This window comes from Pseudomonas shiyinii, assembly GCF_056725765.1.
In genome coordinates, this window is sequence record NZ_CM161522.1 from 436669 (window position 1) to 452293 (window position 15625).

The following is a 15625-nucleotide window of genomic DNA, read 5'->3' on the forward strand; positions in this document are numbered from 1 at the left end:
TTCAATTCTCTCGACGGTCTCGAATTTCAGGGGACGTCGCTACGACATGCCGGGGCAGGGTCACGCGGATCCGGGTGCCACGCTGCCGTTCGATATCGGCGGGGCTGTCGATGGTGATTTGCCCATAATGCTCTTCCACGATGGAATAGACCAGAGCAAGCCCAAGTCCGGTGCCTTCGCCCGGGTCCTTGGTGGTGAAGAAGGGTTCGAACAGACGGTCCATGATGCTTTTCGGGATCCCGCTGCCTTCATCCTCGACGACCAGGTCGACGGTGTGCTCGTTGACCTCGCTGCGCACACGCACGGCACTGCCGGGCGGGGATGCGTCGCGGGCGTTGGAAAGCAGGTTGATCAGCACCTGGGCCAGGCGTTGCGGGTCACCTTCGACCCAGTGGTCCGGGTCGCAAAGGTTGAAGAACTGTACTTCGAAATTGCGCCGGTTCAACGCCAGCAGACCAATGGCATCCTGCGCCACCTCGGCCAGGCATACCGGCTCCTCGCTGTTCTGGTGGCTGCCGCCGGCATGGGCGAAGCTCATCAGCGATTGCACGATGCGCGAGACGCGCTTGGTCTGCTCGATGATCTGGCTGGACAGCTCGATGATCTCGCCGTCGCCTTCGCGTTCTTCGCGCAGGTTCTGCGCCAGGCAGGCGATGCCGGTGATGGGGTTGCCGATCTCGTGGGCCACGCCCGCGGCCAGGCGGCCGATGCTCGCCAGGCGCTCGGAATGCACCAGTTTGTCTTCCAGGGCCTGGGTCTCGGTGAGGTCCTCGACCAGCAGCACCAGGCCGCTGTTGCCCGGTGCCAGTGGCTCGGCGATGGCGGCCTTGTGCAGGTTCAGCCAGCGGGTCTGGCCGTCCAGGGCCAGGCGCTGCTTGTGCAAATGTTCGTCCGGGACATTGATGAAGTTCTGCAGCAGCCCACGCCAGGGCTCGGAGACGGTGACCAGGCGCGAGCCGACCACATGCTTGGCGGCAACACCGGTCAATTCCTCCATGGCCTTGTTCCACATCAGGATCTCCTGATCCTTGGCCAGGGAGCAGACGCCCATCGGCAGCTCCTGCAGGGTCTGGCGGTGGTAGCGACGCAGGGCGTCGAGCTCGGCGGCAAGGCCGGTCAGGCGCGAGTGGTAGTCTTCCAGGCGGCTCTCGATGAAGTGGATGTCTTCGGTGACGTAGTTCTCGTTGCCCGACTTGTACGGCAGGAAGGTCTCGACCATGTCCTGGGCCACGCTTGGCCCCATCAGGCCGGACAGGTTGGCCTCAATGCGGTCGCGCAGGCGGCGCAAGGCGTAGGGGCGGCGTTCATCGAAGGGCAGGTAGAGGTCGCGCAGGGCCTGCTCCACCTCCTTCTGCGCCGCCTTGGCGCCCAGCGGCTTGGCCAGCTGGGTGGCGAACTCCTGGGGCGAGGCGGCGTGCAGCTCCCGACGCTGCGGGCGGCGGACGTTGTCGACGGCACAGGCCTCGGCGGCGCTGACCTCTTCGCTGCTGGCGTTGGTGAACAGCGAGATCAGGGTGAACAGCAGCACGTTCGCTGCCAGCGAACCGATGGCGGCCATGTGCCAGCTGGTGTCGTCCAGCACATAGATCATGTCCAGCAAGGGAATATAGAAGCCCTGCAGGTTGCCCAGCAGCGGCAGCAGCATGGTCACCATCCACACCGCGATACCGGCCATCAGGCCGGCGATGAAGCCGCGTCGGTTGGCGGTCGGCCAGTACAGCACCGACAGCACGCCAGGCAAGAACTGCAAGGTGGCGACGAAGGCGACGATGCCTAGGTTGGCCAGGCTCTGATGGTTGTTCTGGGTCAGGTAGAACACGAAGCCGGCGGTGATGATGGCCACGATCAGGGCCCGACGGGTCCACTTCAGCCAGCGGTAGATGTTGCCTTCGGCCGGCGGCTGGTAGAGCGGCAGCACCAAGTGGTTCAGCGCCATGCCAGACAGCGCCAGGGTGGTGACGATGATCAGGCCACTGGCGGCCGACAACCCGCCCACGTAGGCGAGCAGCGCCAGCGCTGGGTTGTCGGCGGCGATGCCCAGGCCCAGGGTGAAGTACTCGGGGTTGGTGCTCGCGCCCAGGCGCAGCCCTGCCCAGAGTACCAGCGGCACGGCCAGGCTCATCAGCAGCAGGAACAGCGGCAGGCCCCAGCTGGCGCTGACCAGCGAGCGCGGGTTGAGGTTCTCGGTGAAGGCCATGTGATACATGTGCGGCATGACGATCGCCGAGGCGAAGAACACCAGCAGCAGGGTCCGCCAGGGGCCTTCCTGCAGCGGGGTGTGCAGCGCGGCCAGGGCGGTCTGGTTCTGCAACAGCCAGACCTCCAGCTGGTGCGGGCCGCCGAATACCCCATACAGCGCGTACAGGCCGATGCCGCCCAGGGCCAGGAGCTTGATCACCGATTCGAAGGCAATGGCGAATACCAGGCCTTCATGCTTCTCGCGGGTGGCGATGTGGCGCGAGCCGAAGAAGATAGTGAACAGAATGATCAGCGCGCAGAAGGCAAAGGCCACCCGTGCCTTGACCGGCTCACCGGTGAGAATGCTGATCGAGTCAGCGACCGCCTGGATCTGCAAGGCCAGCAGCGGCAGCACGCCGATCAGCATGAAGATGGTGGTCAGCGCGCCGGCCCAGGTGCTGCGAAAGCGAAACGCCAGCAGGTCGGCCAGTGACGAGAGCTGGTAGGTGCGCGTGATCTTCAGGATCGGGTAGAGCAGCACCGGGGCCAGCAGGAAGGCGCCGGACACCCCCAGGTAGCAGGCCAGGAAGCCATAGCCGTACTGATAGGCAAGGCCTACCGAACCGTAGAAGGCCCAGGCACTGGCGTAGACGCCCAAAGACAGGGTGTAGGTCAGCGGGTGGCGAATGATCGAGCGCGGGATCAGCCCGCGCTCGCTGATCCAGGCCACACCGAACAGCACCAGCAGGTAGGCGGCGCTGATCAGGATCATCTGGGTCAGGCTAAAGCTCATCGGCATCTCGTTGGCTCTGCAGAATGAAGGTGACGACGATGAGGATCAGCCAGAGCAGGTAGGGGCGGTACCAGGCACCGGTCGGCTCGATCCACCAGTCCATGATGGCCGGGGAGAAGAGGTAGATCCCCACGACCAGAAGCAGGACCAAACGATAGATGTACATGCTGGCCTCGTTGATTGGGCGCTGCGGGCTTGGACTTATTATTGGCGCAAATGGCTGGGGCGATGCTAGCGGGAATCGATAGGGTTAGCCAAGGGTTTGAATTTATTGGCCTTTTGTTTTTCAGCCTGCACGCCCTCTGTAGGAGCGGCCTTGTGCCGCGATGGGGCGCGAAGCGGCCCCAGGTCCTTGACGTCAGAGGCGGCTCTGCAGCCTTTCGCGGCACAAGGCCGCTCCTACATCGATCGTGTCCGCTGTATTAGTGCAGGTCAGCCTCAGGCACGCTCAGTTGCCGTGCAATCGCCTCTGGTCGCCAGCGTTGCCGGGCGACAGCCAATACCTCGGCGGGGCTAGCACTCGCCATGGCAGGCTCGGTGTCCTGCCCCAGCGCACGCAAGGCCCGCAACAGCAAGGGCGTTGCCTGGTCGGCCTCGAGCGGCGGCGAGCGGTATGACTTGCCCAGCTTGTGCCCATCCGGCTGCACGATCAGCGGAATGTGCAGGTAACGCGGCTGCGAGAAGCCCAGCAGCTCCTGCAGGTACAGTTGGCGTGGGGTGTTGTCGAGCAGGTCGGCGCCGCGCACGATGTCGGTGACACCCTGCCAGGCATCGTCCAGCACCACCGCCAACTGGTACGCATACAACCCGTCGCGGCGCTGGATGACGAAATCGCCCACCTCGCGGCCCAGGTGTTGCTGGAATTCGCCTTGCACCCGGTCGGTGAAGCGGTAGGTCAGCTCCGGTACCCGCAAGCGGATCGCGGCCCCTTCTTGGGCATGCCCGGCGTTGCGGCACAAGCCTGGGTAGATGCCGTTGTACGCCTCCAGTTGCTTGCGTGAGCAGGTGCAGGCATAGGCCAGGCCCATATTGAACAGGCGGTCGACCACGGCGGCATAGGCGTCGTGCCGCTGGCTCTGGAATACCACCTCGCCATCCCACTCCAGGCCGTAGCGCTCCAGGGTCTGCAGGATGGCATCGCGGGCGCCGGGCATTTCCCGTGGTGGGTCGGTGTCTTCCATGCGCAGCAGCCAACGGCCGCCCACCGCGCGTGCATCGAGCCACGAGGCGAGGGCGGCGACCAGGGAGCCGAAATGCAGAAAACCACTGGGCGTAGGGGCGAAGCGTCCGATGTAGCGGGAGTCGTTCATGGGGTACAGGCTATATAAATGAAACGGGGCGCCTCGAGCGCCCCGTTCAGGTGGGAATCAGGTCAGGCCTTGCCGACCTGCTTTTCCTTCTTCTCCGCCAGCTCCTTGCAGTCGAAGCACAGGTCGGCGGTCGGGCGGGCTTCCAGGCGACGCAGGCCGATCTCGACGCCGCAGGCATCGCACCAGCCGTATTCGTCTTCCTTGATCTTGTCGAGGGTCTTGTCGATCTTCTTGATCAGCTTGCGCTCGCGATCACGGTTACGCAGTTCCAGGGCGAATTCTTCTTCCTGGCTGGCGCGGTCGGCCGGGTCGGGGAAGTTGGCCGCTTCGTCCTTCATGTGATCCACGGTGCGATCCACGCTGGTCATCAGTTCCTGCTTCCAGGCGCTGAGGAGCTTGGTGAAGTGCTGTTTCATGGGCTCGCCCATGTACTCTTCACCCTTGGTTTCGACGTAGGGTTCGACACCGTACATGGTCTGACCGGCTTTTTGCTTTTCTACGGTGGACATGAATAGACCGCCTCTTACTCATCTGATCCAATGCGCAGGCTGCTCCATCTCCGGCACCCGCCGGCCCTGCGACTGCGAGCCGCCGAACTTACCAGATAGATCGGGGGTGCGCTACCCCGCCCGATCCTAGGTGTTGACAGCGACGCAAGCCGCACGTTCGATGCCGCGCAGAGGTAGAATCACCAGTTTAGACCCAATTGAGAGAAGGCCCATGGCTCAGCCACACAGTGCGCGCAGTCGCGCCATCGAACCCTTCCACGTCATGGCCTTGCTGGCGCGCGCCAATGAGCTGCAGGCGGCCGGCCATGATGTCATCCACCTGGAGATCGGCGAGCCGGACTTCACCACAGCGGAACCCATCGTGGCTGCAGGCCAGGCGGCATTGGCCGCAGGCCACACCCGCTACACCGCGGCGCGTGGCCTGCCGGCGCTGCGCGAGGCGATCGCCGGCTTCTATGCCCAGCGCTATGGCGTGAGCGTGGACCCGGAGCGCATCCTCGTCACCCCGGGCGGTTCGGGTGCACTGCTGCTGGCCAGCAGCCTGCTGGTCGACCCGGGCAAGCACTGGCTGTTGGCCGACCCTGGCTATCCCTGCAACCGGCACTTCCTGCGGCTGGTCGAAGGTGGGGCGCAGCTGGTGCCGGTAGGGCCGGAGGTCAACTACCAGCTCACTGCCGACCTGGTCGAGCGCTACTGGGACAAAGACACCGTCGGTGCGCTGGTGGCCTCGCCGGCCAACCCCACTGGCACGGTCCTCGACCGCGCCGAGCTGGCCAGCCTGTCCAAGGCCACCCGTGAACGCCACGGGCACCTGGTGGTGGACGAGATCTACCACGGCCTGACCTATGGCATGGACGCGCCCAGCGTGCTGGAAGTGGACGACCAGGCGTTTGTCCTGAACAGTTTTTCCAAGTACTTCGGCATGACGGGCTGGCGGCTCGGTTGGCTGGTAGCGCCTCCCAGTGCCGTGGGCGACCTGGAAAAACTCGCTCAGAATCTCTACATCAGTGCGCCCAGTATGGCCCAGCACGCAGCGTTGGCGTGTTTCGAGCCTGCGACCCTGGCCATCCTCGAGGAGCGCCGGGCCGAGTTCGGCCGGCGACGCGACTACCTGCTGCCGGCCCTGCGCGAGCTGGGCTTCGGCATTGCCGTGGAGCCCCAGGGCGCCTTCTACCTGTACGCCGATATCAGCGCCTTCGGCGGTGATGCCTTCGCGTTTTGCCGGCATTTCCTGGAGACCGAGCACCTGGCCTTCACCCCCGGCCTGGACTTCGGCCGCCACCAGGCCGGCCACCACGTACGGTTCGCCTATACCCAAAGCCTGCCGCGCCTGGAGGAGGCGGTGCAGCGCATTGCCCGTGGCCTGAAGAGCTGGCAAGGCTGATGCTGTTCTTTCCCGCACTTGAACAGGCGCGCCTGCTGCGCCGCTACAAACGCTTCCTGGCCGATATCGAACTGGCCAGTGGCGAACAACTGACCATCCATTGCCCGAATACCGGGTCCATGCTCAATTGCATGCGCGAGGGCGGGCAGGTCTGGTTCAGCCGCTCCAATGACCCCAAGCGCAAGCTGCCGGGCACCTGGGAAATCAGCGAGACGCCCCAGGGACGCCTGGCCTGCGTCAACACCGGTCGGGCCAATGCCTTGGTGGAGGAGGCCCTGCGCGGTGGGCAGATCGCCGAGCTGGCCGGCTTCACCGCGCTCAAGCGCGAGGTGGCCTATGGCGAGGAAGGCAGCCGGGTGGACTTTCGCCTGGAGTTTCCGGACGGGCCGGCCTACGTGGAGGTCAAGAGCGTTACCCTGGGCTACCCGGATACGCCGATTGCCGCCTTTCCCGATGCGGTGACCCAGCGCGGCGCCAAGCATCTGCGCGAGCTGGCGGCGCTGGCGCGCCAAGGTATTCGCGCAGTGCAGCTGTACTGCGTCAACCTCACCGGCGTGGAGGCGGTGCGCCCGGCCGAGGAGATCGACGCGGCCTATGCGCAGGCGTTGCGGGCTGCAGTGGCGGATGGCGTCGAAGTGCTGGCCTACGGTACCCGGCTGGATGCCGAACAGATCGTCATCGACCGGCCATTGCCGGTGTTGCTCACGCCTTGAGCCAGATGCCCTGGCTGTCTTCCAGGCAGCCCAGGGCGTCCAGCTGCTCGCCCTCGCAAGGGCCGGCCACGCATTCACCACTTTCGATCAGGAACAATGCGCCATGGTGGGCGCAATGGATCAGGCTGGCACTGTCGTCGAGAAAGGCATCGGCATCCCAGTTCAAGGGGATGCCGCGATGCGGGCAGCGATTGCGGTAGAGATAGACCCGGCCCTGGCGGCGCACACCGAACAGGTGCTCGCCGGCTACGCTGAAAGCGCGGCTGGTACCTTCGGCCAGGTCGGGTGAAGCGCAGAGAAAATGCATCGATGCAGACGACTCGTGTAACAAAGGGATGGCTTGACGCTTCAATGCGAATAATTATCAAATTGCTCGCATTCGCTGCGTCCGGCTGTCTATGGTGCGCAGTTCCGCTGCCTGCGACAAGCGTGTGGCCCGCCCTCTGCAAAGGAATACGATGATGCGTCGTCCTGCTGCCCTGATCGCCCTGTGTGTGGGGGCCTTTCTGTCCACCCAGGCCTGGAGCGCAGAGCTGCCGCAGCGCTGGGTCAGTGCCGGTGGTGCGTTGAGTGAATGGATCAGTGCCTTGGGGGGCGAGCCGCGGTTGGTCGGGGTCGATACCACCAGCCAGCACCCGGCATCGCTCAAGGCGCTGCCCAGCATCGGCTACCAACGCCAGCTGTCTGCCGAAGGCATCCTCAGCCTGCGACCTGATGTACTGGTCGGTACCGAGGAAATGGGGCCACCCCCCGTGCTGGCGCAGATCCGTAAGGCGGGTGTGCGGGTCGAGCTGTTTTCCAGCAAAGCCGAACTGGGCGCCGTGGACGGCAACCTCAAGCAATTGGGCAGCCTGCTTGGTGCCGAGCAGAAGGCCGCCGAGCTGAGCGCCGGTTATCACCAGCAACTGAAGGCCGTGCAGGCGAAGGTCAAGCGGGCCCAGGCCAGCGGGAAGGTTCCGGGAGTCCTGTTGTTGGTCGGTCATGCCGGCGCCAAGCCCCTGATCGCAGGCCAGGGGACGTCCGGCGATTGGCTGCTGCGCCAGGCCGGTGCCCGCAACCTGGCCGATCACCAAGGCTACAAGAACTTCTCCGTCGAGACCCTCGCTGCCCTGGACCCGGACGTGGTGGTGTTTTCCGACCGTGCCCTGGAGGGGGAGCAGGCCATGCAGGCGCTGCTCAAGGAAAACCCAGCTCTGGCAGCCTCCCGTGCAGCGCGTGACAAACGCCTGGTTTCCCTGGACCCGACCTTGCTGGTCGGTGGCCTTGGCCCGCGCCTGCCAACGACCTTGAACGGCCTGGTCGAGGCCTTCTATCCGGCCGCCCAATGAGACAACGTGTCCAGCCTCGTGCTCTGTTCATCGGCCTGACCCTGCTGTGCCTGTTGGCGACTTGGTTGTCGCTGGCATTGGGCCCGGTCAGCCTGCCGCTGTTCGATACGTTGCGTGCAGGGTTGCGCCTGTTGGGGTTGCCCATTGCCGTCGATGGTCTGGAGCAGGCCGAGATGATTCTTGGGCAGATCCGTCTGCCGCGTACCCTGCTGGGGTTGGCGGTGGGTGCGGTGCTGGCGCTGTCAGGCGTGGCGATGCAAGGGTTGTTCCGCAACCCGTTGGCCGACCCCGGGCTTGTCGGCGTTGCCAGTGGCGCGGCCCTGGGCGCGGCAGTGGCGATCGTCGGCGGCAGCTGGTTGGGCGGGATCCCGGAGTGGTTCGCTCCTTACCTGCTGTCGGCGTGCGCTTTTCTTGGCGGTCTTGGCGTCACTGCGCTGGTCTATCGCCTGGGGCGGCGCGACGGCCAGACCAACGTCGCCACCATGCTGTTGGCGGGCATCGCCCTGACCGCGCTGGCGGGTTCGGCCGTGGGGCTGTTCACCTACCTGGCCGACGATGCCACCTTGCGTACATTGACATTCTGGAACCTGGGCAGCCTCAACGGCGCCAGCTACGAGCGCCTGTGGCCTTTGTTGCTGGTGGCGACGGCCGTCTCGTTGTGGTTGCCACGCCGAGCCCAGGCGCTCAATGCCCTGCTGCTGGGAGAATCGGAGGCGCGGCACCTGGGTATCGACGTGGAAGCGCTCAAGCGCGAGCTAGTGTTCTGTACTGCCTTGGGAGTGGGGGCCGCCGTTGCTGCAGCCGGGCTGATCGGCTTCATCGGCCTGGTGGTGCCACACCTGGTACGTCTGCTCTGCGGGCCGGACCATCGGGTGCTGTTGCCGGCATCCTTGTTGGCCGGCGGGGCGCTGTTGCTGTTCGCCGACCTGGTGGCGCGCCTGGCGTTGGCACCCGCAGAGCTGCCGATCGGTATCGTGACCGCATTCATCGGTGCGCCATTTTTCTTGTTCCTGCTGATTCGAGGGCGCGCCTGATGTTGCAAGTCGACGGCCTGCACCTGCGGCGTGGCAGCAATGATGTGCTGCACGGGATAGACCTGCAGGTGCGGCCCGGGCAAGTCCTGGGTGTGCTAGGGCCCAATGGCGCCGGCAAGAGCAGCCTGTTGGGCGCCTTGTGTGGCGAGTTGGTGCCCAGCCAGGGGCAGGTGCAGTTGCAGGGGCGCCCGTTGGCAGATTGGTCGGGCCAGGAGCGCGCTCGTCGCCTGGCGGTGTTGCCACAGGTCTCCAGCCTGGGTTTTGCTTTTGGCGTCGAAGAGGTGGTCGGGCTCGGCCGGCTGCCTCACGCCAGCGGCCGCCAGCGTGATCGGGAAATCGTCGAGGCGGCCTTGCGTGCGGCAGATGCCTGGCACCTGCTGGAGCGCAACTACCTGGCCCTGTCCGGCGGTGAGCGCCAGCGGGTGCACCTGGCCCGGGTATTGGCGCAGTTATGGCCAGGCGAGGCGGGCAGCACGTTGTTGCTGGACGAACCCACCTCGATGCTCGACCCCTTGCACCAGCACACCACCTTGCAGGCGGTACGTCGATTCGCCGACCAAGGGGCAGCGGTGCTGGTCATCCTGCATGATCTCAACCTGGCGGCGCGCTACTGTGACCGTATCCTGTTGCTGGAGCAGGGGCGCAGCCATGCCCTGGGTACACCGCAACAAGTTCTTGCACCCGCCGCGCTCAAGGCGGTGTTCGGCATCGATGTGCTGGTGCAGGCGCATCCGGAGCGTGGGCATCCGCTGATCATCATCCGCTAGGAGGTTCTGCCATGCGTAATGGGTTGTGGTCCGGCTTGTTGGTCCTGGTATTGACCGGCTGCCAGGCCAACCTGCCGCCGTTGCCCGCCTGGCAGAGCTCAGAGGGGCGGAATGATGCGCAGCTAGGGGAGATCCGCAACCTGGCTGATGGCCGACGGCTCACTCCTGACCAGCTCGTGGCGCAGTTGGCGTGGGCTCCTCGGGTGCTGGTGGGCGAAAAGCACGACAATCCCGACCACCACGCCCTGCAGTTATGGTTGCTGCGTGCGCTGGAAGCCCGGCGTGCGCAGGGCAGCCTGTTGCTGGAAATGCTACAGCCAGCGCAGCAACCTTTGGTCGATGCACTGCAAGGGCAGGCGACACAGCCCGAGAAGCTGCCGCAGGCCCTGGCCTGGCAAGAGGGATGGGACTGGCGGTTGTACGGGCCTATCGTGCGTGAGGCCCTGCAGCGGCAGATCCCTTTGCTGGCAGCCAACCTGACGCCGGATGAAATGCGCCAGGCCTATCGCAACCCGCAGGTGCTGGAAGGGCAGCACTCGAATGCTCCGGCGGTGAAGGCTGCGTTGCTCGAACAAGTCCGTGCTGGCCATTGTGGGTTGCTGCCGGAGCCGCAACTGCCAGCCATGCTTGCCGTCCAGCAACAGCGCGACCGGCGTATCGCCGAGCGGATGATGGCTGCGCCGGCCCCGGCCTTGCTGTTCGCTGGCAGCTACCATGCACGCAAGGACCTTGGCGTGCCGCTGCACTTGGCAGACCTGGGGGCGCCGGGCGAGACGAAGGTCTTGCTGCTGGTGGAGGTCGGAGAGAAGGTCGAGCCAGGCATGGCGGACTATGTGTGGTACACGGCGGCATTGCCTGCCCAGGACTATTGCGCTCAGTTGCGGCGATGAGATACCGCCGTTGCCGAATGCCGGCCAAAAAAAGACCCGGCAAAACTGCCGGGTCAATAACCGTGATTAGCCTGATGAGGAGATAATCTGAGCGTCCGAACCAGGGACCTTTCAGCTTATCCAACCAGTCTCGCGACCAGTTGTGCTAATCATAACGATTCTCATTTCGACGTCAATCCCTCCACCCGATTATTTTGGTTTTTTTTGCGCAGGGGTCTTGGCATCCAGTTGATCGTCGAGCGCCTGCTTGCGCTCGGCGGGCAAATCGTTCCAGTGCATGTCCAGCAATGCTGCCTCGATGGAGTACAACAACACCTTCGAGGCCCGGAACCCTCGCGACTTCACGGCCTGATAGGCGCCCACCGCGCCCAGGCGGCGCAGGTCCGATGCACTGTGGATACCGACGGCGTGAAGCCATTGTGCGGAGGTCTTGCCAAGATTTCTCAGATGCTGCAATTCATCGTTCATCTGGCCTCCTGGCGATGGCTGAACGAGGTCTGTGGAATAAATCGCGAGCAGGTCAGAAAGGAGTGTAGCGGGGGTTGGGAAATACGCGGCCTTTTGCCATCGACCCCCGACGAGGGCGATCCTGAAAGCTGGGCATTGGCGTCCGTGAGAGCGGCTTTACCCGGCCGCGATGGCATGCAAAAAAGGGCTGCAAAAGCAGCCCTTCATGAACCGTTCAGATGCCCGGGAGGCGCTGGCGGATTTGCTCGATCAACTGGTCCATGCTGGCGCTTTCCTGAGTGTCCACCCGCTTGCAGTGGGGCAGTTCTTCGGCGCTCAGCGGTTCGCGGCTGGCCTGCTGGGCCTTGACCACTTCCAGGGTGGCATCGGAGGGGTCGTTAGCCTCGGTCTGGCGCTGGGCAAGCCAGCTGGCAATGACGGCGTCGGGCGCCTGGCAATCGAGGATCAGGAACGGAACGCCCGTTTCGTTGGCAACCTGGGCCGCGGCCTGGCGCTGGGCCAGCTTGAGGTAAGTGGCATCGAGCACCACCGGGAAGCCTGCACGCAGGATGATCGCCGCCAGCTCATGCAAGCGCTGATACGTGGCGCGGCTGGCGTCCTGGTCATAGATGCCGGCCTGCAGTTGGCCAGCGCTTTGTTGCTGTTGCTCGCCGAACAGGCGCTTGCGCTCGACATCCGAACGTACTCGAATCGCGCCCAGGGCTTCGACCAGGCGCATGGCCACGTGGCTCTTGCCCACGGCCGAGACGCCATGGGTGATGGCCAGCAGGCGCGATGGAATAGCGCTGTAGCTTTCGGCCAGGTTGGCATAGTTGCGGTAGGTGCGCAGGGTGGTGGCGCGCTGCACGCCGTCGGCTTCGGCCGGCATGCTGAACAGGGCGACCTTGGCGCGTACCAGGGCACGGTACGCTTTGTAGAAGTTCAGCAGCTCCAGGCCTTCGTAGTCGCCGGTCAGCTCCAGGTACTGGCTGATGAAGCGGCGCGCCAGGCACTTCAGGCCGCGGTCTTCGAGGTCCATGGCCAGGAAGGCGATGTCGGCGTAGACATCGGTCAGGCGGAAGGGTTCGTTGAATTCGATGCAATCGAAGATCACCACCTTGCCATCGATCAGCGTGGCATTGCCCAGGTGGATGTCGCCGTGGCATTCACGGATGAAGCCATTGGCCTTGCGCGCTTCGAGCAGGCCGTGCAGCCGCTCGAAGCTGCTGCGGGCCCAGGCCTGCAGGTTGTCCAGTTGTTGCAGGTCGGCCTTGTCGGTGAGGAACGGGCGGATCTGCTCGAAGTTCTGCTCCACCGGGGCCATGACGCTCTCCGGTGTCCCCAATGGGTGATCGACCGCGACTTTGGGCGCCTGCAGGTGAAACTCGGCGATCTGCCGGGCCATCTGGTCGATGTGGCCGGCGTTCAGCTCGCCATTGGCCTGCAGGGTATTGAGCATCTGCCCCTGAGGGAACTGACGCATCTTCAGTGCATATTCGATCGGCTCGCCATCGCCGCCCAGTTGCGGAGCCTCGGCGCTACCGGTGATCGGCAGGACTTCCAGGTACAGGCCGTCGGTCAGGCGCTGGTTCAGGCGCAGCTCTTCGTTACAAAAATGCTGGCGCTGGTCCAGGCCGGTGAAGTCGAGGAAGCCGAAGTTCATCGGCTTCTTGATCTTGTAGGCATATTCGCCGGTCAGCAGCACCCAGGAGATATGCGTCTCGATGAGCTGGAACCCGTCCACCGGATGGGAATAGAGGGCGGGGTTCTGCAGCGCGCTGATCAGGGCTTGGCTCACGGGCAATCCTTCTGGAGGCAGGGAATTCGAAAGCGCCATTATGGTCAATGGTGCCGTCCCTGCAAACCGCTGGAATTCCAGGCGGACGAAGCGACTATTCTGAATCGCCCCGCAGCCCACCAGCCTTGACCAAAGTGCGTATAATCCGCCGCCATGACTCGTACCCGAAACTCCCGCACCCCCAAGAAACGCCCGACCGGCCGCTCCCGCGCCTGGCTGGGCTGGGCCCTCAAGCTCAGCCTGGTCGGCCTGGTGCTGATCGCCGGCTTCGCGGTCTACCTCGATGCTGTCGTCCAGGAGAAGTTCTCCGGCAAGCGCTGGACCATCCCGGCCAAGGTGTACGCCCGGCCATTGGAGCTGTTCGTCGGCCAGAAGCTGAGCAAGAACGACTTCCTCACCGAACTCGATGCCCTCGGCTACCGCCGTGAAACCGCCGCCCAAGGCCCGGGCGAAGCATCGGTCAACGGTAACACCGTCGACCTCAATACCCGTGGCTTCCAGTTCTACGAGGGGATGGAGCCCGCGCAGTTCGTACGCGTGCGTTTTTCCGGCGACTACGTGGCAGGGCTCTCCGGGGCCAATGGCGGCAAGCTCGACGTGGTGCGCCTGGAGCCGCTGATGATCGGCGGCATCTACCCCAAGAACCTGGAAGACCGCATCCTGATCAAGATCGACCAGGTGCCACCGTATCTGCTGGAAACCCTGGTGGCCGTGGAAGACCGCGACTTCTACAGCCATTTGGGCGTATCGCCCAAGTCCATCGCCCGCGCCATGTGGGTCAACACGTCGGCGGGCGCGATGCGCCAGGGCGGCAGTACGCTGACTCAGCAATTGGTGAAGAATTTCTACCTCACCAACGAGCGTAGCCTCAGCCGCAAGCTGACCGAAGCGATGATGGCGGTGTTGCTGGAGCTGCACTACGACAAGCGCGAGATCCTCGAGGCCTACCTCAATGAGGTGTTCGTCGGCCAGGACGGCCAGCGCGCCGTGCACGGCTTCGGCCTGGCCAGCCAGTTCTTCTTCAGCCAGCCGCTGGCCGAACTCAAGCTGCACCAGATCGCCCTGTTGGTCGGTATGGTCAAGGGGCCGTCCTACTACAACCCGCGGCGCCATCCGGACCGCGCCCTGGCCCGTCGCAACTTGGTGCTCGACCTGCTGGCCGAGCAGGGCGTGGCGACCCCGGAAGCGGTCGCGGCGGCGAAGAAGATGCCGTTGGGCGTGACCAAGCGCGGCAGCCTCGCCGACAGCTCCTTCCCGGCATTCCTCGACCTGGTCAAGCGCCAGCTGCGCCAGGACTACCGCGACGAAGACTTGACCGAAGAAGGCCTGCGCATCTTCACCAGTTTCGACCCGATCTTGCAGATGAAGGCCGAGACGGCCATGAGCGAGACCTTCAAGCGCCTGGCCGGGCGCAAGGGCGCTGATGAGGTGGAGTCGGCGATGGTGGTGACCAACCCCGAAACCGGCGAGGTGCAGGCACTGATCGGCAGTCGCCAGGCCGGTTTCGCCGGCTTCAACCGAGCCATCGATGCGGTACGGCCGATCGGCTCGCTGGTGAAACCGGCGGTGTACCTGACTGCGCTGGAAAAACCGACCAAGTACACCCTGACCAGCTGGGTGCAGGACGAGCCGTTCTCGGTCAAAGGTGCCGACGGCCAGGTCTGGCGCCCGCAGAACTACGATCGCCGCCCCCACGGCACCATCTACCTGTACCAGGGCCTGGCGAACTCGTACAACCTGTCCACCGCCAAGATCGGCCTGGAAGTGGGTGTGCCCAACGTGATCAAGACCATCGGCAGGCTCGGCGTGAACGTCGACTGGCCGGCATTCCCGTCGATGCTGCTGGGGGCCGGCGGCATGTCGCCGATGCAGGTCGCGACCATGTACCAGACCATCGCCAACGGTGGCTTCAACACGCCGATGCGCGGTATCCGTAGCGTGCTCACCGCCGAAGGCGAGCCGCTCAAGCGCTATCCGTTCCAGATCCAGCAGTCCTTCGACCCGGGCGCCATCTACCTGGTGCAGAACGCCATGCAGCGGGTGATGCGCGAAGGTACGGGCCGCTCGGTCTACAACGTGCTGCCACGCTCGCTGACCCTGGCCGGCAAGACCGGTACCAGCAACGACTCGCGCGACAGCTGGTTCTCCGGTTTCAGCCAGGACCTGCTGGCGGTGGTCTGGCTGGGGCGTGACGACAACGGCAAGACCCCTTTCACCGGTGCCACCGGCGCTCTGCAGGTCTGGACCAGCTTCATGCGCAAGGCCGACCCACTGCCGCTGGACATGCCGCAACCGGACAACGTGGTACAAGCCTGGATCGACCCGTACAGCGGCCAGGGGTCGGACAGCAGCTGTCCGGGGGCGGTGCAGATGCCGTATATTCGAGGGAGTGAACCGGCTCCTGGTGCCATCTGTGGCCCACAGGACCCGGTCGAGTCCGTCATGGACTGGGTCAAGGGATGGATGAATTGAGC

At 64.6% G+C, this 15625-nt stretch carries 14 protein-coding genes; 7 read left to right on the forward strand and 7 right to left on the reverse strand.

All coding sequences use genetic code 11. From position 1 onward, the window contains the following. Position 1: 1 nt before the first annotated feature. From ACXHGZ_RS02110 to dksA, 4 genes are all read right to left on the reverse strand, one after another. Positions 2–2977, reverse strand: coding sequence for a sensor histidine kinase (locus tag ACXHGZ_RS02110; protein ID WP_172402961.1), 2976 nt, complete (start codon positions 2975–2977; stop codon positions 2–4). After that, a complete protein-coding gene (locus ACXHGZ_RS02115) occupies positions 2961–3137 on the reverse strand; it encodes a hypothetical protein (RefSeq protein WP_003250005.1) in 177 nt (58 codons plus the stop codon). Before ACXHGZ_RS02115 ends, ACXHGZ_RS02110 begins: the two co-directional genes overlap by 17 nt. Positions 3138–3393: 256 nt before the next feature. Beyond that, on the reverse strand, positions 3394–4281 hold the full coding sequence (gluQRS, locus tag ACXHGZ_RS02120; RefSeq protein WP_480462145.1) for a tRNA glutamyl-Q(34) synthetase GluQRS: 888 nt from the start codon (positions 4279–4281) through the stop codon (positions 3394–3396). 62 nt (positions 4282–4343) lie between these two features. Continuing rightward, complete coding sequence (gene dksA, locus ACXHGZ_RS02125) at positions 4344–4790, reverse strand: RNA polymerase-binding protein DksA (RefSeq protein WP_084855459.1); 447 nt, start codon at positions 4788–4790, stop codon at positions 4344–4346. A gap of 211 nt (positions 4791–5001) precedes the next feature. Between dksA and ACXHGZ_RS02130 the strand changes: the two genes are divergently transcribed. Together ACXHGZ_RS02130 and sfsA are read left to right on the forward strand one after the other, a co-directional pair. Then, positions 5002–6174: a pyridoxal phosphate-dependent aminotransferase gene (locus ACXHGZ_RS02130; RefSeq protein ID WP_480462147.1), complete on the forward strand. Its 1173-nt coding sequence runs from the start codon at positions 5002–5004 to the stop codon at positions 6172–6174. Then, positions 6174–6887 carry a DNA/RNA nuclease SfsA gene (gene sfsA / locus ACXHGZ_RS02135; RefSeq protein ID WP_224457900.1) on the forward strand — a complete coding sequence of 238 codons (714 nt, stop codon included), beginning with the start codon at positions 6174–6176 and terminating at the stop codon, positions 6885–6887. The genes ACXHGZ_RS02130 and sfsA overlap by 1 nt, the downstream gene beginning before the upstream one ends. Here the strand turns inward: sfsA and ACXHGZ_RS02140 are convergent. Next, on the reverse strand, positions 6877–7194 hold the full coding sequence (locus tag ACXHGZ_RS02140) for a Rieske (2Fe-2S) protein (RefSeq protein ID WP_480462149.1): 318 nt from the start codon (positions 7192–7194) through the stop codon (positions 6877–6879). The two genes, sfsA and ACXHGZ_RS02140, sit on opposite strands and share 11 nt — an antisense overlap. 151 nt (positions 7195–7345) lie before the next feature. Between ACXHGZ_RS02140 and ACXHGZ_RS02145 the strand changes: the two genes are divergently transcribed. The 4 genes from ACXHGZ_RS02145 to ACXHGZ_RS02160 are packed head-to-tail and all read left to right on the forward strand — an operon-like array spanning position 7346 to position 10906. Then, on the forward strand, positions 7346–8215 hold the full coding sequence (locus ACXHGZ_RS02145; protein ID WP_480462151.1) for a heme/hemin ABC transporter substrate-binding protein: 870 nt from the start codon (positions 7346–7348) through the stop codon (positions 8213–8215). 50 nt (positions 8216–8265) lie between these two features. Further along, positions 8266–9249, forward strand: a complete 984-nt coding sequence (locus ACXHGZ_RS02150; RefSeq protein ID WP_480463979.1) for a FecCD family ABC transporter permease — start codon at positions 8266–8268, stop codon at positions 9247–9249. Further along, on the forward strand, positions 9249–10016 hold the full coding sequence (locus ACXHGZ_RS02155; protein ID WP_480462152.1) for a heme ABC transporter ATP-binding protein: 768 nt from the start codon (positions 9249–9251) through the stop codon (positions 10014–10016). The genes ACXHGZ_RS02150 and ACXHGZ_RS02155 overlap by 1 nt, the downstream gene beginning before the upstream one ends. Before the next feature lie 11 nt (positions 10017–10027). Continuing rightward, positions 10028–10906 carry a ChaN family lipoprotein gene (locus ACXHGZ_RS02160; RefSeq protein ID WP_480462154.1) on the forward strand — a complete coding sequence of 293 codons (879 nt, stop codon included), beginning with the start codon at positions 10028–10030 and terminating at the stop codon, positions 10904–10906. Positions 10907–11095: 189 nt separating this feature from the next. Here ACXHGZ_RS02160 and ACXHGZ_RS02165 read toward each other — a convergent pair whose 3' ends face one another. Together ACXHGZ_RS02165 and ACXHGZ_RS02170 are read right to left on the reverse strand one after the other, a co-directional pair. Further along, positions 11096–11374 (reverse strand): TfoX/Sxy family protein, encoded by a 279-nt coding sequence (locus ACXHGZ_RS02165; protein WP_224457905.1) that lies wholly within the window; start codon positions 11372–11374, stop codon positions 11096–11098. Between the two features lie 214 nt (positions 11375–11588). After that, complete coding sequence (locus ACXHGZ_RS02170) at positions 11589–13151, reverse strand: bifunctional aminoglycoside phosphotransferase/ATP-binding protein (protein WP_480462156.1); 1563 nt, start codon at positions 13149–13151, stop codon at positions 11589–11591. 153 nt (positions 13152–13304) lie between these two features. Between ACXHGZ_RS02170 and mrcB the strand changes: the two genes are divergently transcribed. Beyond that, complete coding sequence (gene mrcB, locus ACXHGZ_RS02175; RefSeq protein WP_480462159.1) at positions 13305–15623, forward strand: penicillin-binding protein 1B; 2319 nt, start codon at positions 13305–13307, stop codon at positions 15621–15623. Positions 15624–15625: the final 2 nt, after the last annotated feature.